General features: G+C 32.1%; 18 protein-coding genes and 1 pseudogene. 11 read left to right on the forward strand and 8 right to left on the reverse strand.

All coding sequences use genetic code 11. From position 1 onward, the window contains the following. Positions 1-41: 41 nt before the first annotated feature. The 3 genes from HQN62_RS13685 to HQN62_RS13695 form a co-directional block, all read right to left on the reverse strand. Positions 42-290 carry a hypothetical protein gene (locus HQN62_RS13685; protein ID WP_173504780.1) on the reverse strand — a complete coding sequence of 83 codons (249 nt, stop codon included), beginning with the start codon at positions 288-290 and terminating at the stop codon, positions 42-44. 27 nt (positions 291-317) lie between these two features. Beyond that, on the reverse strand, positions 318-854 hold the full coding sequence (locus HQN62_RS13690; protein WP_173504781.1) for a hypothetical protein: 537 nt from the start codon (positions 852-854) through the stop codon (positions 318-320). 347 nt (positions 855-1201) lie between these two features. Further along, entirely contained in the window at positions 1202-1588 is a 387-nt protein-coding gene (locus HQN62_RS13695) for a hypothetical protein (RefSeq protein ID WP_173504782.1), read from the reverse strand. A gap of 391 nt (positions 1589-1979) precedes the next feature. Here HQN62_RS13695 and HQN62_RS13700 point away from each other — a divergent pair, with 391 nt between their 5' ends. Continuing rightward, positions 1980-2999 carry an IS30 family transposase gene (locus HQN62_RS13700; RefSeq protein ID WP_173504783.1) on the forward strand — a complete coding sequence of 340 codons (1020 nt, stop codon included), beginning with the start codon at positions 1980-1982 and terminating at the stop codon, positions 2997-2999. A 109-nt stretch (positions 3000-3108) separates the two neighbouring features. Here HQN62_RS13700 and nhaA read toward each other — a convergent pair whose 3' ends face one another. Continuing rightward, on the reverse strand, positions 3109-4257 hold the full coding sequence (gene nhaA / locus HQN62_RS13705; protein ID WP_173504784.1) for a Na+/H+ antiporter NhaA: 1149 nt from the start codon (positions 4255-4257) through the stop codon (positions 3109-3111). A gap of 294 nt (positions 4258-4551) precedes the next feature. On the opposite strand from nhaA, the gene HQN62_RS13710 reads away from it, so the two are divergent. Then, the gene (locus tag HQN62_RS13710) at positions 4552-5955 is read left to right on the forward strand and encodes a hypothetical protein (protein ID WP_173504785.1); all 1404 of its coding nucleotides are present in this window, start codon (positions 4552-4554) and stop codon (positions 5953-5955) included. A gap of 3 nt (positions 5956-5958) precedes the next feature. Here the strand turns inward: HQN62_RS13710 and HQN62_RS13715 are convergent, their stop codons facing one another. Then, entirely contained in the window at positions 5959-7149 is a 1191-nt protein-coding gene (locus HQN62_RS13715; RefSeq protein ID WP_173504786.1) for an acyloxyacyl hydrolase, read from the reverse strand. Positions 7150-7212: 63 nt separating this feature from the next. Continuing rightward, positions 7213-7914 carry a hypothetical protein gene (locus HQN62_RS13720; RefSeq protein WP_173504787.1) on the reverse strand — a complete coding sequence of 234 codons (702 nt, stop codon included), beginning with the start codon at positions 7912-7914 and terminating at the stop codon, positions 7213-7215. Positions 7915-8390: 476 nt separating this feature from the next. On the opposite strand from HQN62_RS13720, the gene HQN62_RS13725 reads away from it, so the two are divergent. The 4 genes and pseudogenes from HQN62_RS13725 to HQN62_RS19175 form a co-directional block, all read left to right on the forward strand. Continuing rightward, positions 8391-9185 (forward strand): hypothetical protein, encoded by a 795-nt coding sequence (locus HQN62_RS13725; protein ID WP_173504788.1) that lies wholly within the window; start codon positions 8391-8393, stop codon positions 9183-9185. 328 nt (positions 9186-9513) lie between these two features. Beyond that, complete coding sequence (locus tag HQN62_RS13730; protein ID WP_173504789.1) at positions 9514-10107, forward strand: HdeD family acid-resistance protein; 594 nt, start codon at positions 9514-9516, stop codon at positions 10105-10107. 7 nt (positions 10108-10114) lie between these two features. Next, complete coding sequence (gene cls / locus HQN62_RS13735) at positions 10115-11572, forward strand: cardiolipin synthase (protein ID WP_173504790.1); 1458 nt, start codon at positions 10115-10117, stop codon at positions 11570-11572. 12 nt (positions 11573-11584) lie between these two features. Then, positions 11585-12043: pseudogene (locus HQN62_RS19175) on the forward strand (transposase family protein); the annotation flags it as partial. Position 12044: 1 nt separating this feature from the next. Here HQN62_RS19175 and HQN62_RS13740 read toward each other — a convergent pair. Beyond that, positions 12045-12860: an SDR family oxidoreductase gene (locus tag HQN62_RS13740; protein WP_173504791.1), complete on the reverse strand. Its 816-nt coding sequence runs from the start codon at positions 12858-12860 to the stop codon at positions 12045-12047. Positions 12861-13266: 406 nt separating this feature from the next. Here HQN62_RS13740 and HQN62_RS13745 point away from each other — a divergent pair, with 406 nt between their 5' ends. Then, the gene (locus HQN62_RS13745; RefSeq protein ID WP_173504792.1) at positions 13267-13917 is read left to right on the forward strand and encodes a TetR/AcrR family transcriptional regulator; all 651 of its coding nucleotides are present in this window, start codon (positions 13267-13269) and stop codon (positions 13915-13917) included. Positions 13918-14113: 196 nt separating this feature from the next. On the opposite strand, the gene HQN62_RS13750 is transcribed toward HQN62_RS13745, so the two are convergent. Further along, entirely contained in the window at positions 14114-14770 is a 657-nt protein-coding gene (locus HQN62_RS13750) for a TetR/AcrR family transcriptional regulator (protein WP_173504793.1), read from the reverse strand. Between the two features lie 152 nt (positions 14771-14922). Between HQN62_RS13750 and HQN62_RS13755 the strand changes: the two genes are divergently transcribed. Genes HQN62_RS13755 through HQN62_RS13770 form a run of 4 tightly spaced genes read left to right on the forward strand, consistent with a single transcriptional unit; the run spans position 14923 to position 19510 of the window. Further along, positions 14923-15819 carry an SDR family NAD(P)-dependent oxidoreductase gene (locus HQN62_RS13755; RefSeq protein ID WP_173504794.1) on the forward strand — a complete coding sequence of 299 codons (897 nt, stop codon included), beginning with the start codon at positions 14923-14925 and terminating at the stop codon, positions 15817-15819. A 9-nt stretch (positions 15820-15828) separates the two neighbouring features. Next, positions 15829-16797: a SphA family protein gene (locus HQN62_RS13760; RefSeq protein WP_173504795.1), complete on the forward strand. Its 969-nt coding sequence runs from the start codon at positions 15829-15831 to the stop codon at positions 16795-16797. A gap of 59 nt (positions 16798-16856) precedes the next feature. Next, positions 16857-18380: an arylsulfatase gene (locus HQN62_RS13765; RefSeq protein ID WP_173504796.1), complete on the forward strand. Its 1524-nt coding sequence runs from the start codon at positions 16857-16859 to the stop codon at positions 18378-18380. Positions 18381-18430: 50 nt separating this feature from the next. Further along, entirely contained in the window at positions 18431-19510 is a 1080-nt protein-coding gene (locus tag HQN62_RS13770; protein ID WP_173504797.1) for a baeRF3 domain-containing protein, read from the forward strand. The last annotated feature ends 142 nt before the right edge of the window (positions 19511-19652 follow it).

A 19652-nucleotide genomic window follows, 5' to 3' on the forward strand; every position in this document is an offset into this window, starting at 1 on the left:
GGTATTGTATCGGGCTCATTCCGTTTAGATTTAGCTTTATTTTAATAATAAAAGTAACGATGTTGTCCTAATGCAAAATCATTTGGTTTTGGAAGTAATTTGATTTCTATTTCTGGGGCATATGGATGTTCGTAGAATAAACCTTCCAATGTTTTATGGGCGTTGTCCAATTTATTCGCATTATCTTCATAGCACGAAATAATTAGTTTATCGGGCCTAATTATCTTTGCTATATTAGCCAAAACCTGCAGTGAGTTTAGGCCATCACTATTCTTTTCAAAAAAATGCATAACAGGAATGTTTGGCTTCACCAATTATTACTTGCCATCAGATACACAGAAAATATCAATATCTGTATCAGGTTTCCGATCCGAAAATGATAGATATAAATTAATTTGAGGACTAAATTGAAAAGATCGTCTACTCCGTGCTGCAATGCTTGCCAATGTTCTAATTACTGTAAGGTTAGCATCTCTTTCGGTCTTTGATCTATAAATATTATTCTTAATAAGATCATTTAGCTTATAGGCAAAATTAGGTTCTACTGACATTGTGAAACTTTGAAGGCATCCTTTACATTTAACTGTTTCATCAATTTCATTTAAATGGTAATAAAAAGTAGATGAACATTGATTGCACTTTAGGAGGTATCCTTTAAAAAACACTTGGTATTGGCATAGCTCAGCCAGTGTGTTTTTTAATCCTAACTCTAAATTTTCTTCATTAATTCTTGATTCTTCCCTTGGTGTAAAAACATATCCAGCTTCAACAAGCTTTGTGATTGCACGCACCTTTAAATCATTAAAGGTAAAAGCACTGCCAGCTGCGCGATTGGTAATGGCATATTCTTCCAACAGAGAAACCCAAAAGTTGCCAGTAAAAAAATCACTAATAGTTGCAAATTCACCATTAAATAAATTAATAAATTACATAAGCCTACGGCTGTCGTCATGTAAAGCAGTTTCGACAAATACTGTATCTGACGATTGACCATAAATAACTGGACGACTGATTATTTGAGATACCACCTGTCTTATTTCCAGAATTAAAATTTTCAAATGACTTGCCGTGTTTTGACCATGTATAAACAATGAAACTGACCTTTTTTTATTAATTCTTCCTTCAGAATTTGGCAATACATTATATATATCATATGTAAAAGGCATACGCAGTATTTTAGTCTTATCATCTACTATGGAAGTTATGTCAATGTCAACGACCCATTTTGAGGATAAAAACTTATGTTACTGGCAAAGCTTAGAGGAGGGATTGCATATAATGCTTTCTGACCAACAAAAGTTTCTAGTGTTTCACTTTCTCCCAAAATTCTCTCGTACAATCCATTGGCATCAAGAATTTGATACGGGCAGTTGCTACATTCGTTGCACATGAATGGCTTTCCCTTAGATATTGGGGATAATAAGTTCTTTATTATTGATTTTAATTCTTCTTCAGAAATAGGTGTGGAACATACCTTAATGAAATCTCCTGATACCACACCATAAATTACATTTCCAAAATATTTGTCTTGAACCAAAAGTTCTAATTGCTCAAGTATGATATAATAGGCGTTATCCCCTTCATACAAAAGGCGATTCCAATATCAACATAATGAATAATATTCCCATTTGATTTAGCATTAGAATAAACTGTAGACCCTACTTTTTTTTATGCGTTTACAACTGCTTAACCTGGATTTTTTCTTTTCCTTTCACAAAAACATAAGCGGTTTTTGGCGAAAAATGAGAAATTAAATTATCATTTATTCTAATGTTGGGTTCAATTTTATAATCTATTACTTGACCGCGATGAATTCCATTCCGTGCCCTTTCCAATTTATAACATTCTTAGATTTTACACCCTAATCTTCCCAAAGAATACTGGTGACCATTCCATTTAGACCATAGATACAATGCTCATAAAATTTCGTAAATTCAATAACTTAATGCAACACTTTTAATTTTTTAAATTTGTTGTATATGGAAAAGAAACGTAACAGATTAACCTTTGCAGAGCGTGTTATAATCGAGACTTTACTATCCGAAAAGAAGTCAATTTTATATATCGCTAGACAATTAGATCGTAACAGGAGTTCGATCCACAGAGAAGTCAAAAAATGGATTCGTATCTCTAGTGATAAATACCAAGCACATCTTGCCGATTTTTGTGCTAAAGAAGAGTATCTAAACAAGAGGAACCTTGACAAAATAAACACTCATTTTAGGCTAAAAGTGTTTGTATATAGAGGATTACTCAATGATCACTCACCTGAACAAATCGCAGGAAGTATCAAAGATTCATATCCAAATGACCCCATAATGTCTATTTCCTATGAAGCAATATATAAGCATATTTACAAGCATAGACAATCTAGGTTAGGAAGAAAATTAATCAAACTACTACCCTACAGCCATTCAAAAAGAAGAAACAAAAAGAGATTTGGCTCTAAAAGATCTAGAATTAAAGATGCCATTAGTATTGAAATGCGACCAGATATCGAAAACAGAAAACAGCTTGGTTATTGGGAGGGCGACCAAATTGTAGGTCTAGGACACAAAAGCGCAATTGCCACAATGGTTGAAAGAAAAACAAGATTTACTTATATCATTTTCCTAAAAGACAGAACATCAGAAACCATGACACAGGCCGTAGCAAAAACCTTAAACATCTTAATTCCAGAGGCAAGAAAAACAATGACATACGATAATGGAATGGAAATGTCGAATCATAAATGGCTTAAAGAAAATACAGGAATGGATATCTATTTTGCTCATCCATATTCGCCCTGGGAAAGAGGTACAAATGAGAACACAAACGGGCTAATAAGACGCTATTTTCCAAAGAAAACTGACTTTAATAACATTACCGAACAACAGCTAAATCAAGTTCAAAATAAACTTAATAATAGACCCAGAAAAGTATTGGGATATAAAACACCAGCATACATGTTAGAACTAGAAATAAACAAGATCAAATACCTCAATTTAAAACCAAATTAGTATTTTTGATCATCACTAAAAAGACCAACTGTTGCATTAAGGTCTTGAATCCACCTTTCCTTTCCAAATCTTTATCAAATAAATAGTAAACCAATCATCTCAAAAAAAATTATAGCATTTTTAGTTTTATGTGAAGTGTGGTCTTCAAAAGCAAAAAACCCATTGTTGCTGCTGCAAAAGAAGTCAATAAAATAACAAATTTAGAATTAGCAACTATTATCGGATCCGCAAATGCCAATAAAGTAACAAAAATTGACATCGTAAATCCTATCGCCGCCAAGAAACTTACTCCTAAAATAGCCTTCCAGTTCATATCGCCGGGCAGTTTACAAAGCCCCAGAGAAACCGCTGAGAAACTAAACAGCATAATTCCTAATGGTTTTCCGACAATTAATCCCGTGGCAATACCAATACTGTACTGTTGCGAAAGGATTTCGCTTATATCCGAACCAATGACGATCGCTGTATTGGCTATGGCAAATAAGGGTAAAATAACAAAAGATACAGGTTTGTGGAGGAAATGCTGCAAAATGTAGGAAGTGGATTTTTCATCTCCATTTCCAAACGGAATGGCAAAGGCCAGCAAAACACCCGTAATCGTGGCGTGAATCCCTGAATTAAGCATAAAATACCACATCACGACACCACCAATCAAATAAGGAATTAAATTTCTGACTTTTAATCGGTTCATAATCAATAGAACACCAAAAACACCTAATACAATAAACAAGTTGTGCAAGAGTAGCTCTTTGGTATAAAAAATGGCAATAACCAATATAGCACCCAAATCGTCTATAACAGCCAAAGCCGTCAAAAATATTTTTAAAGAGGCAGGAACTTTATTTCCCAACAAAGATAAAATTCCCAAAGCAAAAGCAATATCCGTAGCCATCGGAATTCCAGCACCAGATTGCATTGGAGTCCCATAATTAAAGACTAAATACAATCCTGCAGGAATCAGTATTCCTCCTAAAGCTGCAAAAATAGGTAAGGCAGCACTCTTTATATCGGACAATTCACCAATGTAAATTTCCCTTTCTAATTCTAATCCAATCAGCAAAAAGAAAATGGCCATCAATCCGTCATTAATCCAAAATTCAATGGGATGTCCGGCAAAATCAGTATGCCAAAAATGTTGGTAATCAGCCCCAAATACAGAATTGGCAATCCCTAACGAAATTACCGTGCACAGAATCAAAATAATTCCTGATGCTTTTTCGCTTTCAAAAAACTCGGAAAATAATTGGGTTAATTTCATATTTTCTGTTAGGTTTTAAAACACTTGAGTTTTGATTATGACTTTTAAATTACTTACAAATATATTTTTTTAATATTTAAAAAAATATTTTTTTTAATTTATTTTTTATACGTTTGGTAAAATAAAATAACTATTAAAAAGTATTAAACTCAAGAAGAAGAAGTAGTAGAAAAAGAAATGTTACTAAATAAAAGATCAACTTTATTTCTTTATGAATTTATTATTTATATTTTACTTCCAAATTAACTGTAATTTGATATCATCTTAAACGAATACTCTAAATAATAAATTCTAATGTTTTGTAAAATGGTTTATGTTTTATCCAAACGGCTCCTTTTATTACCTTTATTTCTATTTTTAAATAGCTATGCCCAACAGGGAAATTATAATTTTAATAATTTCGGAAATAAATCGATTTTATTATCAGGGAATGTTACAGGTAGTGTCGAAGACTTGGCAGTAGGTTATTACAATCCAGCACGTTTAACCGAAATAGAGAACAATTCGTTTAGTGTCAACGCAAAAGTATATCAACTGAGTAAACTTCGTTTAAAAGATGCAATTGGCAATGATGTTTCCTTCAAAGATTCCGATTTCAAGGGAATTCCCTCTATGATTGCAGGTACATTTACATTCAAAAATCAAAAATTTGCCTATACGCTATTGAGTAAATCTTCTAATGAGACCAATCTGAATTACACTACCATAACTAAGGTGAAGGATATATTAGATGAATTTATTGGTGACGAAACCTACAGTGGTACCATTCAAATAAAATCTAAATCCTCAGAAGAATGGCTTGGGTTAAGCTGGGCAGACTCAATAAACGACAGACTTAATATTGGATTTTCTACATTTGTTTCCGTTTATAATGAGCAAGGAGAAAGTGAATTTGATTATACGATTCAACATTCTCAAAACACACTAGTTGCCTCTTACAAAAACAAAGTTAGATTCGAACAAACTACTTATGGGGTGTTTCTAAAAGCTGGTTTAAATTATAATTTTAATAAAGCCACTTTGGGGCTTACTTTGACTTTACCTCATATAGGAGTGTGGAATAATGGAGAATTTTATTACAAAGAAGTCATTGCAGGAATTGGTCCGGATAAAGATTTATTAGTTACGGATAAAGAAAATAATCTCAAAGCAGCAAGAAGAACGCCATTGTCGATTGCGGTAGGCAGTGGCATCCAATTGGGGAAACATAAATTGCATTTAAACGCCACCTGTTACAGTGGAATAAAAAATTATGATCGAATTGAAATCCCCACAATTCCACAAGAAAATAAACCTGATATAGCTTTTCAGTTAGAAGAATCTGCTAAACCCATTTTCAATTTTGGTGTTGGCTCAGAATTATATATCCATAAATCAATTAAAGGGTATTTAAGTTTTGCCACTGATTATTCAGCTTATATTAGTAATGCCAATTTAATTAATTTGAATAGTCAATCAAAAAAAGACATCAATTTTAGTCAAGATTTTTACCATTTTGGTGGTGGATTTGAACTAAAGTTTCAATCCATCCAACTAATACTAGGTACTTCTTACACGAGAAGCAGTTCTGTTTTTTCAAAACCTATTGAAATAGAATCAGATTTAGGCAAAGAAAGTTCAAATATTACTTATCAACAATGGCAATTTATTGTAGGCCTTGAAATTCCTGTATTTGGTAAAAAAATTCAAATTAAATAAAAATTACCAATTAAAGGGTTTAAATCCTACTCCAAATTCAATCCAATCGGCAGCAGCTCCAGCAAGCGTTTTCAAACCCACTTGCACATATATTTTTTTAGATATTTCATATTGTAATGCGGGGCGCAGAAAAAAAGCGCCTTTTCCTCTGTCATCACTGAGATAGGTTCCTGCTTGCATTCGGATGGCCATTTTCCAAAACATAAAATCATATCCTGCGTGAACGCCCAGCAAATTTCTTTCGGAAGAAGGGTATTTCGGACTTAAACTTTCATCTCTAAAATAATCTAAACCAGCTGTAAATCCGTGCATATTAGAAAATTTATATTGGTATTCCCCTACTACTGAAAAAGTGGAATAATGCTTCGAAGTACCCTTGTCTTCATCTTTTTGGACAATGCCAAATGCGGTATAAAGATTTATGGCATTTGTTTTCAGTGCCATATTGGGGCTTTTAGAAGCAACTTTGATTCTTGCTGGCAATGGGTCGGCCTCGAAAGCATTGATACTACTCCATTGATACTCTTTATTGTAATTGTAACGTAAGCCCAAATTTAAGCCAAACATATTTAAACCGTGATTGGGCACATTGCTGCGACCATTGCTAAAATGAGAAATATCAAGACCATAAATCAAATCCATTTCTCTTGTCATTTGATATGCTGCTCCAAAATGTAAATTGAAATACACGGCAATTTTGCTGCCAATAGCATCATTATTCGGGTTTTCAATTTCGTTAAAAGGAACTAAATTATACGTCAATCCAAATGAAGGACTGATTTCAATACCAGTTCGCTTGCCTGGTTTACTTAATGGGAAATTAATAAAGCCGTACAAAGCATTTGGTTTTCCAAGAATTTCTGGATCGCCAATTAATCCGGAATAGAATCCGACACCATAAGAGGGATTTCCATAATATTGGCTCCAATTTTCAGGGCTTTTAGGATACCAACCTACTCTAGCTTCCAGTGATCCGTAGCCTTGTTCTAATGCAGCGTTTAGACTTTTTCCAGAATAAAGATGTACGCCAGCGTGAGTTTTGATTTCGAAATATTTGAATCTTGCTTTGGTGTTTTTTATAGTGTCTATTTCTAAACTATCCGTACCAACTAGCATAGTGTTTCTGTAATTATTAGTTTTAGAATAGGCAAATGTCGAGAGTAAAAATAGTACAATGAAAAGATTTTTATTCATATAGTTAAGTATTTAATACCAAAAGAAGGGGAAATTATTTCATACAATGGAACGGAATTAGCATCAAAAATAATAGGAAAATCCTAAATTCATCCTTAAGATATTAATATTCAAATCTACATTCGATTGCTTTATAACAGCATCGGGCAAGTTAGTTGACGATTTAGTTTCTTTACTGTAATTCACCCCACCAATAGGGATATTCACTTCAAATGCAAATCCATCATCAACAAAAATAAGAACTCCAGGGGAGATAGAAATCCCTAGTGCATTTTTAGAAATGGTGGATTCGATTGTATTATTTCCAGTAGTACTAGTTTCGTCTCCTTTGCTTTTTGAAAATATAATTCCAGTTTGATTAAAAAGATAAAATCTTTTTTTTGACCCTAAAGAAAGATAATTCCTGACAAAAGGAGTGAATCCAAAGGTGTTGGAATTAAGCTTGGAAACAGTATTAGTACCTATTGTGTTATTTATTTCTTTTTCTGTATTATCAAATCCTATACTCAATCCTATTCCTACTGCAAAATTGTTAAGAATAAAATAACCACCACCAATTTTAACGGATGTTGAATTATCTTTACTATAAATTACATTTTCAAAGGTGGATGCCACATTATCTTTTTGTGTACCTGTGTAAGACATTAAAATACCAGTATACATTGTTTTTTTTGATAATTCAAACCCACCGTTTTCAATTTGTTGTCCATTGACTCCTATGGCAAAAGCCAATAGATTTATGATGATAAAAAATTTTTTTTTCATTGGGATAAGTTGTAAAATACATAATGATTATCTCTAACCGATTTGTTTAGATTTATCTACATAAAGATAACTTTGTGGGTCTAATTTTTTTTTAAAATATTTAATTTCTCTATTGGTTACAAATATATAAATTTACATTAAAAAAAAATTTTTTTTTAATGTAAATTTATATACGTTTGGTCGGAGAAAATAATAATTGAAAAGGGTTTCTTCGCAAATAGAAACCGACAATTGCAATATACTGCAATAATTAACTATTTGTTAATAAGTTTATTATGTTCTACTTTTTCAAATGAATAGTAAAATTAAAATTAGCTAAATTCACATTCAAAACAATTTGAAAAATTGAAAAACAAAAAAAAATAAATCAAAAAGAGCATTTTGATCCTAACCTAAATTCAAAATAATAGGAAAAATTTGTTTGTAAAATTTTTTACTTTATCAAAATGAAAATACTTTAATTATAATTATAAAAAATGAAACCTAGAAAAAAAGAAATTTACCCAACAATAATAATTATACTAATGAACATTTTGATTGTTGGGATGGTATTTTTACTAAACTTTCTTATCAGTTCATTAAATAAAATTGAGTTTTTATTTTTAAAAATTATAACTTATCTAATAATTTGCACAATAGCCTTCCAAATAAATAAAAAATATAATAATTTGTTAGCTAAGATAATTGCTAATATAATATACTTACCCATAACAATTTTAGTAATTTTTGCAGTAATTGCTATTCCTATACTTAGTGTTCAATTAAGTGTTTTTTTATATTTAGCGTTCTCATTTTTGATACCTATAATTGCTTACCTAATAGATGATTATTATCAACTAACTATTTTGAATGTAGAAACTTGGATTTATATAATAATTACATTAGGAATTTTTATTGCCATTTTATTCCATAAATATTTAAAATTTTTAATTGACAAAATAATCTCAATTCTAAATCTGAATTCTACTAGAGTTCAAAATTATAAATTAATAGAATTAAATAATTTTGTAATCTCTTTAAAAAATATAAGATTCACTTTATTTTTTTTGTATTTACTATATTTGATAATAACCAACTTACTGTCACTTCAACATAAAAGTTTTTATGAAAATCCCAATATTGATCTTGCAGTTTTACAATCTTTTGTCACATTTTTAGCAATTGATAGAGTATTAGCAAAAATTAAACAAATAAAATTTAGTCCATCAAAATTATTGGAAATATTAAAAAATTCATTTAATCAAATTAAGAAAAATAAAAACCTATTATAGCGATTTGTAAAAATTGTAGAACTTGATTTATAGCAGCATAAAACATTTTTTTTGGGAGTAATCATTGTGAATGGTCTTTTTTTGGTACCGTGATTATACTAGTTTTTATTCCTTCTATTTATAATGAGCTTTACAGAGTTATCACAAAGGGTATGTCTTTAACAACGAATTAGTAAAATAATATGAATTTAAATCTCGATAATTATAGTTATACTATTTTTCTGTTTAGTAGCCTCGTGATGCTTTTCGGATATATTTTTATTAAAAACGAGTGACGACAGTTCGCTAAATAACGAAAACTTTAACAAGAACAATTAAAAACAAAAAAATGGAAACAATCATTAAATCTTTTAGCAATGTTGCAAAACACTGGTATCTACCATTGATACTCGGAATCTTATTTATTATTTGCGGAATCTGGGCATTTCGGTCACCCATTGGAACTTATTTAGCTCTTTCCATTTTATTCAGTGTCTCCTTTATCGTTTCTGGAATTGGCGACATCGCTTTTGCTGTTGTTAATGTAAAGACATTAAAAAGTTGGGGATGGCATCTTGTCAGCGGTCTTATTTCCTTTCTTTTAGGAATCTACCTTGTAGCTTATCCCGGGCTTTCAATGAGTATTCTTTCTTTTGTGGTAGGTTTTACGCTTTTGTTCCGCTCTTTTTTGCTCCTTGGTTTTTCCTTCGAACTTAAAGAACTCGGTGTTAAAAGTTGGGGATGGACAACAGTAATGAGTGTCTTGTGTGTCCTATTCTGTTTTATGCTTCTATCCAATCCCATTTTTACAGGCTTGTCTATCGCGATGTTTACAGCCCTTTCTTTCATTTTCAGTGGCATTGCGTCCATCGTTTTGTCGTTTGGCTTGAAAAGGATAAAAAAATCCTTCAAGGAAATGAATGCTGAAATTGATAATCTGTAAACAGGATATGAACTGGCTTATCTTCATAGAAATCATTTACCCGATTGTTTTAGTGCTTGTGAGTTTTCGTATCATTTATGATACAAGAAGCAGCGCTAAGACATTGGCTTACCTGTTGTTCGTTATTTTTGTACCGCTGTTCGGAATGATTTTTTATTTTTTAGTTGGCATTAATTACAGAAAACGAAAGCTATATAGCAAAAAACTAATAGAAGACGGGCATCTTGCCCAGAAAATAGTAGTAGATGTCATTGCCTATTCCAAAAAGACATTAGAACAAAATAATTCCATTATACAACAAAATAAAGAACTTGCTTACTTACTGATTCAGGATAATTTAAGTGCTTTGACCGCAGGCAATGAAGTAAAGTTGCTGATTAACGGAGAACATAAATTTCCTGAAGTAATTGCGGCATTGAAAGCTGCCCAACACCATATTCATATTGAATATTACATTTATGAGGATGATAAAATTGGAAATGAAGTAGCGGAAATTTTAATTCAAAAAGCGAAAGAAGGTATTGCAGTTCGGTTTATTTATGATGATTTCGGAAGTTATGCTATCCGTAAAAAAATGGTGGCAAGAATGAAAGCCGAGGGAGTTGAGGTTTTTCCTTTTCATAAAATTACTTTTATTGCTTTAGCAAACCGAATGAATTATCGCAATCACAGAAAAATAATTGTTATTGATGGTAAAACGGCTTTTGTTGGCGGAATAAACATAAGCGACAAGTATATTAACAACACTACTTACCCTAAAAAACTATTTTGGCGCGATACCCATTTACGGATTGACGGCCCAGGTATTTATTACCTGCAATACCTTTTTTTCTGCGCCTGGAATTTTTGTGCAAAAGATAATTTGCAACCCGATAGCTCTTTCTTTCCTGAAATATCTTCGTTTAAAGGTAACGGTAATAAATTAGTGCAGATAGCTGCTAGTGGTCCAGACTCCGGCCGTCCAACCATTTTATATTCTTTGCTACAAGCCATAAGCCTTGCCAAAGAAGAAGTACTTATTACCACTCCGTATTTTATACCTGGTGAAAGTATTAAAGATGTTTTACTGGTAGCAGCTTTAGGCGGAGTATCTGTAAAACTGCTGGTTCCGGGAATTTCGGACTCTGTGCTTGTAAATTCGGCTGCGCACTCTTATTATTCCGATTTACTAAAAGCAGGTGTGGAAATCTATTTATACAAAAAAGGGTTTATTCACGCCAAAACATTAGTAACTGATAAAAATATGTCGATTGTTGGAACAGCAAATATGGATTACCGCAGTTTTGACCTGAACTTTGAAGTAAATGCCATTGTGTATGACCATGAGATTGCAAAGGAATTAGCCAATGTTTTTTACTCGGATATAAAAGATGCCGAAAAAATTGATGGTAATAATTGGGAAGTTCGCCCGCTTTATAAGCAATTGGTGGAAAGAACTGCAAGGTTAATATCTCCGCTTTTATAATTAATTCAAGTTGCTAGTATGCGAAATTATTTTTATGAAGTTTAAGTACAATTACTCACCACAAAAAAGGCATCCCAATAGCCTTTCATTTTACACCAGGTAAAACTGGGGATGCAAAAGCATAAGGAAAAAGGATTGATAAATTTCCTATAGAAATATCATTAAAAAGTGATAGTGCTTATACAGATTATCGAATGGAAAATATAGCTCTAGAGAGAAAATGTGTTTTATTGAAAATTCAACATAAGTCAAATGCCAAATAAATTGACACATTAGAACAAAAAAACGAAAAACTCAAAATGAGAAAACGAGTAGAAACATCTATAAGTAATATAAAAAATGTTCCCAAGTACAATACCTGCAGTTAAATTGGAAGGCTTCCTAATAAAACTCACTCTATTTGTCTTTAGATTACAATTAAATAAAGCTATTATCCAGCAACTTGAATTAATTAATATTGATTTCAGATAGTTTATAGTTTCTGAAAGTCATCAAAACTAATATCCCATGTTTTAGGAGAATCTTTTTCACGCCATAATACCTCTGTGCCTCCATCAATAATAATATATTGTCCAATAATAAATCTGGAGTCGTCAAGAAGAAGAAATTTTACTAATGGAGCTATATTATCTGGTTTTGCAATCTCTCCAATTGGTTTCGGCAGCATATTTATGCCTGCCGCTTTGCGAGGATCCTTCATGTCGTGTTCAATTAATGGAGTAAGAACAACCCCAGGAGCAATTATATTCATTGATATATTGTTGCCCGCCCACTCTGCTTTATGTGCATTTTGTCTTGCCCATTTTGCAATCGCTGTCTTACTAACTTGATATACATAATGAGGGTTGCTTTTGATTAACTGAATTGCTTTTTCTTTTTCAAAATTTAGAAGAGCATCTACAACTTCCTCAGGAATCCCTGGAGTAATTACAACTGAGTTTGAAGCATTAATGACTACCCTACTATTGTTTGATTTTTTTAAATAGGGTTGTAATGATTCTAACATTCGTGTGATACCAAAATAATTGAGATCAAATACTAATTCTACATTTTCACTATCAACTCCAGCATTCGCAAATATGCCATCAATTTGACCATTTGATAATCTAATAATTTCAGATACCGCATAATCAACACCTTCTTTTGTAGAAAGATCAGCTGTAATTTCAGGGTCTCCAGAATTAGAAACTCCTATTACTTTTGAACCATTTTTCTCTAGTAGTTGTTTTGTGCTTAATCCCATTCCGGTTTGGGAACCGGTTATAACAATTGTTTTGGTTGAATTCATAGCTTTTTTTTAGTTTATTATTCCGGTACCATTACTTTTTTGCCGCAAACTGGCTTCAATACTTTTCTTAATTGCTGAACGATACAGGTATTTGTACTTTAACTTAGATGAAAAGCATTCTTTAAAATGATTATATTGAAAAGGTAATTACATTAAAAATAAAAAACCTTTCGGAAAATACTTTTGTGATTTTTCATTTATCGATTTAAAGTTTATCAAAGTTAATTAATAAAAATAAAAAAAAAATATTTTTTAATTTTTATTTTAAATAAATGAAATTGCTTTTATGGTAATTATTTAATAACTTGTGATTTAAATCGTTTAAAAACCTGTTTTTAAATTGATTTGTAGTTTTAATTATTTTACCATTAATTAAAGGTTAAATTTGCAAATAAATAAAGTATAAGTGTCAGAGAAAAAAGGAGTACGCTCCAAAATTTGGTTAATTGAAAATTGTATTAATGTATTTAATATTAAAGGGCTAGATATCACCTTAAATCAGCTTGCTGAAGAATTACAAATTAGTCTAGGCCGAATTACTTATTATTTCCCAACAAAAGAAAAGTTGTTAGTAGCTATTTCATTGGATTACGAAAGGAAATTATCTGAAATTACTAGTGGCTTCCAATATTCTAATAATCACAATTTTTTGTTGGAACAAATAAAACTTTTTTCATTGATTATGGACAATCAGTATCATTACAGATGCGTTATGATTTATGCATCCGCAACCAGCAATTCAAGAAAAGATATGATTAATCAAATCAATAGTAGCTATAAAGATTCCAAAGAACGTTTCCTATTGTTAACAAATACATTAATTGATTTAAGTTTTTTGGAATCAAAAATTTTGGAATATCCAAATTTTGAAGTATTCCGATTTAAATTTATTACAGTTTTTACATCCTGGGTAATAAACCTTGAAATCTATGATAAAGAAGAAGGCTATGCAAAAATGAAACCCATTTATTTACAAGGAATTGCAAGTTGCTTTTTGCCTTTTGCCACGCCAAATGCAAAAAAATTGATTGAAGAAATCGATTATAGTAGCATATAATTTTTTTTATACTAGTTTTCAATTGCTACCAAAGTTGATTTGCGCTTTAAAAATTACCAACTAATGTATAAAAACCTATTTAAAATTATTTGGATTAAAAATTATTTACAAAAAAAATATTTGCTAGGATAGTAACTGCATTTGAAGACCTGTATTTATAAAATTTCACCCTTAATGGGGTGGTTTAAAATCTGCTTTATAAATCGTTAAATGGTATTTTGTCTATCGAGTTGCGTCCAACTTCAGTAGCATAAATCCAATAACAATTAGCGATGCCCTGCAAATAAATAGGCTTCATTTGATCATAACCCTCAGTCTTGTCATAGATTTCCAATTGAATGACCCAAGTAGTAAATAAATTCACAAATTGATAATTAAATACATCAAAGACTGGAGGATCTAAAACAGTTTCTTTTAGCAAACCCATTTGTACCAAATTTTGAGTCATTACTAAAATTCTTTCTTTAGAATTTTTATAACTACTGTTAATTTGACGAACCATATCCTTTCGCGAATTACTAGTTCCTGTAGTATAAATAATTGCACAACGGAACTTATATTGATTGTCCATTATCTTGCTATACAGTTGAAACATTTGAAAGATAAAATCATCTTTATCATTAAAAACGTGCTCCGCTTGAATAAGGACTAGTGCTTTTTCATATTCTTTTGCAATGGCTATCAATAGCTCTTCTTTGGTTTGAAAATAATAATTTATTTTACCTCTGCTGACTTGTAAATGTTTTGCAATTTCATTTAAAGTAAGATCAAGACCTTCTTCATTGAATACCTTTATGCAATTATCAACTACCCATTTTTCAGAGTTAACCCGAATTTTTTTAGGTTTTTCCATACTAAGTGTTTTTTTATTAACAAACAAAATGTTTGTTAATAAAAAAAAATATTTATATTTGATTTAATAAAGATTTAAAAATTAATTAATTGCGAAATTAAAAAAAACTAAATCACATTTAAACTTAATCATAACTTTAAAATAATAATTCTATGAAAAAAGGAATTCAACCTGTAGATCCCAATACTTTTTTTGAAAATAGATTTCAGAATAAAGTGTTACTAATTACTGGTGCTGCCATTAATAGCATTGGTGGTTGTACTGCCATTAGAGCTGCTAAAGAAGGTGCTAAAGTAGTATGTGTGGATATTAAAAAAAAGGAATTAAACGAAACTATTGAACAAATCAAAGAGTTTGGGGGAGATGCACTAGCGATACTTGCAGATATTAGCAAAGTTGAAGAATGCAATCGCATTATAACTGAAACTATTGAAAAGTATGGCAAACTTGATTTAGTTCTTAACGCAGCAGGTGTTATGGATGGAAATGACCCATCTAAACCTCAAAATTTTGAAGAATCCACCCATTTATTTCCATCTCCCATTCACAATGCTACTGACGAATATTGGGATTTGGTTATGAAAACCAATATAACGGGAATGTTTTATGCTATGCGAGCGCAACTTAATCAGTTTTTAAAGCAAGATACAGGTGGAGCAATTGTAAATATCGGTTCCATAGCCGGAATAATTGGGCTTCCTGGTAATGCGGCCTATTCTGCCAGCAAGCACGCCGTGATTGGACTAACCCGAAACGCAGCTATAGATTATGCTCCTAATGGCATAAGAGTTAATTCGGTAAATATGGCACAAACCGATACACCAATGGTATTTAGAGCTTACGATTTTGTAAAATGGGCTATGGATAAAGGAATGGGTAGTGGTATGGCTGGAGGGAAATCACAAAGTTTACTTTCAATGAATGACCCTAATGGGCGTGGCTCAACTCCTTGGGAACAGGCTGCAATAATTTTGTTTTTACTTTCAGATGATGCAAGTAATATAACAGGTGCTACTATTGCCACAGACGGAGGTTGGACAACTTATTAATTCAATTTTATGAAGAAACTTAGAAAAAATTTTTCATTGTATTGTCTCTTTTTTATTATTGGGGCTAATTTACCTTCATATTCGCAAGGACATTACCCAGGTGGCTATTTTAACCCAAACGATTACTTTGTTCCTCCTCCAGGGATAATTTTACCGGTATATTATGTCTATAATAATTTTAATTATTATAATAATAATGGCGATAAATCAGATATAATTGAATCAGGCAGTTCCAATACAGATACTGAATTGAATATTGAGCAAAATGTAAAAACAAATTCTTTTGTATTGATGATGCTTTATGGCGGCAAAAAAAAAATTGGAGAATTTCAATGGGGCTTTATGGTCATACCTACAGTAAATAATCCATCCTCTACCATCGCTTTGAATTATTACAGCACCCAAACCGGAAATGGAACGGTGTCGTTTAATAACAAAACATGGGGTTTTGGAGACTTATATATCCAGCCAATCTGGTTAAGTTTAGTAAAAAAAGACTGGTCTTTTGCAATGTCTTATGGTGTCTGGTTGCCAACAGGTAAATACAAATATAACGATATTGACAATGTAGGTTTAGGATATTATTCTCATAATTTTAGAGTTGCAAGTCGATACAAACCGAATTCTAATATAGGAATAACAGGAGCGATAACCTATGAAACAAATCAAATTCAAAAAGATTCAGATTTCAAAGAAGCTCCGCATTTGACCTTTGATTATGGGGCTTGTTATACTTGGCTTTTGGGACACGAAGTTGGACTGTACGGCAATTATACAACACAACTAGAGGAAGACAAAAACAATCCAAATCTATATTCAAAAGATCAAGCTTGGAATGTTGGGGCTTATGGATCTTATTGGTTAAAACCCGGGAAAATTGGTGTTCTAAGTAGGATTTCACAAAACTTTGGAGAAAAAAATCGATATGGAGGATTTACTTTTACAGTAGGACTTAATTTTTTATTTTTAAATCAATAAAAATGTACAAGTAGTCACTTTTATAAAATGCAATATTAACAAACACTAAATCTATAATAATGAAAAAAAAATGGATACTACTGGTATTGCTGGCTTTGAATTCTTCAATAGCCTTAAACGCTCAAAAAAGTATAAAGACCAATCCAGATAACCCCAATATCTTAATAATCATGACTGATGATGTGGGCTGGTTTAACATTGGAGCATATAACCATAATATGATGGTGCCTACTCCAAATATTGACCGAATTGCCAAGGAAGGTATTTTGTTTACAGACCATTATTCAGCACCAACTTGTACTCCTGGAAGATCCATGATGATTACGGGACAATTGCCCATCAGAACGGGTTTGACTACCGTGGGAATGGCAGGTTCGCCAATTGGTTTGAGCGAAAAAGACCCTACTTTGGCTGAAGTTTTAAAACCATTAGGATACAATACAGCTCAATTTGGCAAAAACCATTTAGGAGATCATAACGAGCATTTACCAACCGTGCATGGTTTTGATGAATTTTACGGCAATCTCTATCATTTGAATACAGAGGAAGAACCCTTTTTAAAAACTTGGCCTAACGACCCCGGTTTTAATTCCCGTTATAAACCCCGTGGTGTTTTAGATTGTAAAGCTACTACTGTTGATAACCCAGCAGTGGACGAACGTTTTGGAAAAGTAGGTAAACAAACAATCAAAGATACTGGACCATTAGATCCTAAAAGAATGGAAACCATAGATGATGAGTTTTTGGAACGAACATTTCAATTTATGGAACGTTCTGCAAAGAGTAACACTCCATTTTTTGTTTGGAACAATCCGACAAGAATGCATGTTTATACTCACTTACGCCCAGAAAGTAAAAATTTGGCAACACCATATTCTTCTGAATTTGATATTTATGGTAGCGGTTTAATGGAACTTGATGCTATGGTAGGCAAATTATTAAAAAAATTAGACGACTTGGGCATTGCCGATAATACCATTGTTGTTTTTACTTCTGATAATGGCGCTATGGCCGATTGGTTTCCTGATGGTGGCACAACTCCATTTCGAGGAGAAAAAGCTACAACTTGGGAAGGTGGAGTAAGAGTACCAATGCTAGTACGCTGGCCAAAAATGATTCCGAAAGCTAAAATATCTAACGGTATTCAAGACCATACAGATATTTTTGCAACACTAGCATCAGCTTGTGGTGTAAAAAATATAAATGAAAAACTAAAACAATCAAATAATGTTTATATAGACGGAGTCGATAACTTGAATCACTGGATTTCAGACCAAGCCTCAAGTCGAAATATTATTTATTACTACAATGAATCTGATTTAACAGGTATTCGAATAGGAAACTGGAAATCACATTTTCAAACTAGAGAAGGATTTTTTGATTACAATAAACCTAGTGCCTTGCTTTTCAATTTACGGCAAGATCCTTTTGAAAGACATGATGGATGGAAATCACGTGAAGTCGCAATGAAATTAGGAGTAGCTTGGGGAGGACAAGTACAAGATGCTATGAAAGAACACATGATATCCTTACAACAATTCCCCCCACGACAGGCTGGAGGTAGTTTAAGGTCAGGGAAGTAGTCGAAAAATTCAAAATAATAGGAAATTTAATATATTAAAAAAAGAACACAATGACATTAAAAGAACAATTAAAAAAATTGGCAAGTGAAAAAAGCTCGCCTTGTGTTACCATCTCATTAAACACACATCGAACACATCCTAACAATGCAAAGGATGAAATAAAGTTAAAGAACCTCTTGAAAGAAGCAGAAGACAGAGTAACTACCGAATTTGGCAAAAGACAAGTCGCATCGCTTTTAGAAAAAATACAAAATGTGGCCGCTGAGATAGATATAAATTACAATTTGGACAGTTTGCATATCTTTTTGTCGAACGAAACTGAAGAAATCGTAAAATCCGCTTGGTCTACTAGTAATGAAGGCGTACATATTTCAGATAGTTTCGCTCTACGCCCCATTATCCAATCATATAATAGAAGTGAAAATTACTTACTCATGGTACTTTCCCAAAGCGGTGTTCAATTGTATGAAGCATTGAACGATGAAATTGTACAAGAAATAAGAAACGAAGATTTTCCTTTTTCTGAAAACCGTCATTATAACACACACTCCGACAAAGGAAGCGACTCTAAACATTTAGACGACTTAGTTCGTGAATTTTTGAACAAAGTGGATAAAGCAGTGGTAAAGGTTCATAATGAAACCGACTTAAATTGTGTTGTTATCTGCACCGAAGACAACTACAGCCGAATACAGCAAGTAGCCGACAAACCATCCGTTTATCTAGGCTATTCGGCTATAGATTATAACAAGAAGGAAACCCATCATATTGTTCAGCAATCGTGGGACCTAATTAAATCCCAACAAAAAGAACGAAGAAGTAAAGCAATTCAAGAAATAAAAGAAGCTGTTGCTCAAGGTACTGTTCTGACAGATTTACAAGAAATATTTCAGGCTTCAATTGATGGACGTGGCGACTTATTAATGGTTCATCAAGACTTTTTTCAACCCGTACTAATGACAACTGATAGGACTTTTGAGTTAATAGATGATAGAAATAAAGAAGGGGCAATAGACGACATAACAAGCAATATCGCTTGGGAAGTAGTATCAAAAAAGGGTAAAGTGCTTTTTACCACACAGGACGAAATTAAAGAACTTGGAAATATTGTACTAAAAACGAGATACTAAAACCATAGGCTATTAAAGACTAGTGACTCAATGGCAGTTTACATGCTTCTATGACAGTTTAGTGCATGTTCAAAATTTAGTACTTATAATGAATATTTGAACTAAAAATCTGCTACTTCGCCAAGCGCCAAAACGAGAAACC

Source organism: Flavobacterium sp. M31R6 (assembly GCF_013284035.1).
Classification (GTDB): domain Bacteria; phylum Bacteroidota; class Bacteroidia; order Flavobacteriales; family Flavobacteriaceae; genus Flavobacterium.

What these genes read in the sequence shown, in the direction of transcription:
- HQN62_RS13685 (WP_173504780.1), bottom strand. Translation starts at nt 290, where the DNA reads ATGCATTTTTTTGAAAAGAATAGTGATGGCCTAAACTCACTGCAGGTT.
- HQN62_RS13710 (WP_173504785.1), top strand. Translation starts at nt 4,552, where the DNA reads ATGTTTTGTAAAATGGTTTATGTTTTATCCAAACGGCTCCTTTTATTA.
- HQN62_RS13770 (WP_173504797.1), top strand. Translation starts at nt 18,431, where the DNA reads ATGACATTAAAAGAACAATTAAAAAAATTGGCAAGTGAAAAAAGCTCG.
- HQN62_RS13765 (WP_173504796.1), top strand. Translation starts at nt 16,857, where the DNA reads ATGAAAAAAAAATGGATACTACTGGTATTGCTGGCTTTGAATTCTTCA.
- HQN62_RS13720 (WP_173504787.1), bottom strand. Translation starts at nt 7,914, where the DNA reads ATGAAAAAAAAATTTTTTATCATCATAAATCTATTGGCTTTTGCCATA.
- HQN62_RS13715 (WP_173504786.1), bottom strand. Translation starts at nt 7,149, where the DNA reads ATGAATAAAAATCTTTTCATTGTACTATTTTTACTCTCGACATTTGCC.
- nhaA (WP_173504784.1), bottom strand. Translation starts at nt 4,257, where the DNA reads ATGAAATTAACCCAATTATTTTCCGAGTTTTTTGAAAGCGAAAAAGCA.
- HQN62_RS13700 (WP_173504783.1), top strand. Translation starts at nt 1,980, where the DNA reads ATGGAAAAGAAACGTAACAGATTAACCTTTGCAGAGCGTGTTATAATC.
- HQN62_RS13760 (WP_173504795.1), top strand. Translation starts at nt 15,829, where the DNA reads ATGAAGAAACTTAGAAAAAATTTTTCATTGTATTGTCTCTTTTTTATT.
- HQN62_RS13755 (WP_173504794.1), top strand. Translation starts at nt 14,923, where the DNA reads ATGAAAAAAGGAATTCAACCTGTAGATCCCAATACTTTTTTTGAAAAT.
- HQN62_RS13725 (WP_173504788.1), top strand. Translation starts at nt 8,391, where the DNA reads ATGAAACCTAGAAAAAAAGAAATTTACCCAACAATAATAATTATACTA.
- HQN62_RS13740 (WP_173504791.1), bottom strand. Translation starts at nt 12,860, where the DNA reads ATGAATTCAACCAAAACAATTGTTATAACCGGTTCCCAAACCGGAATG.
- cls (WP_173504790.1), top strand. Translation starts at nt 10,115, where the DNA reads ATGAACTGGCTTATCTTCATAGAAATCATTTACCCGATTGTTTTAGTG.
- HQN62_RS13750 (WP_173504793.1), bottom strand. Translation starts at nt 14,770, where the DNA reads ATGGAAAAACCTAAAAAAATTCGGGTTAACTCTGAAAAATGGGTAGTT.
- HQN62_RS13730 (WP_173504789.1), top strand. Translation starts at nt 9,514, where the DNA reads ATGGAAACAATCATTAAATCTTTTAGCAATGTTGCAAAACACTGGTAT.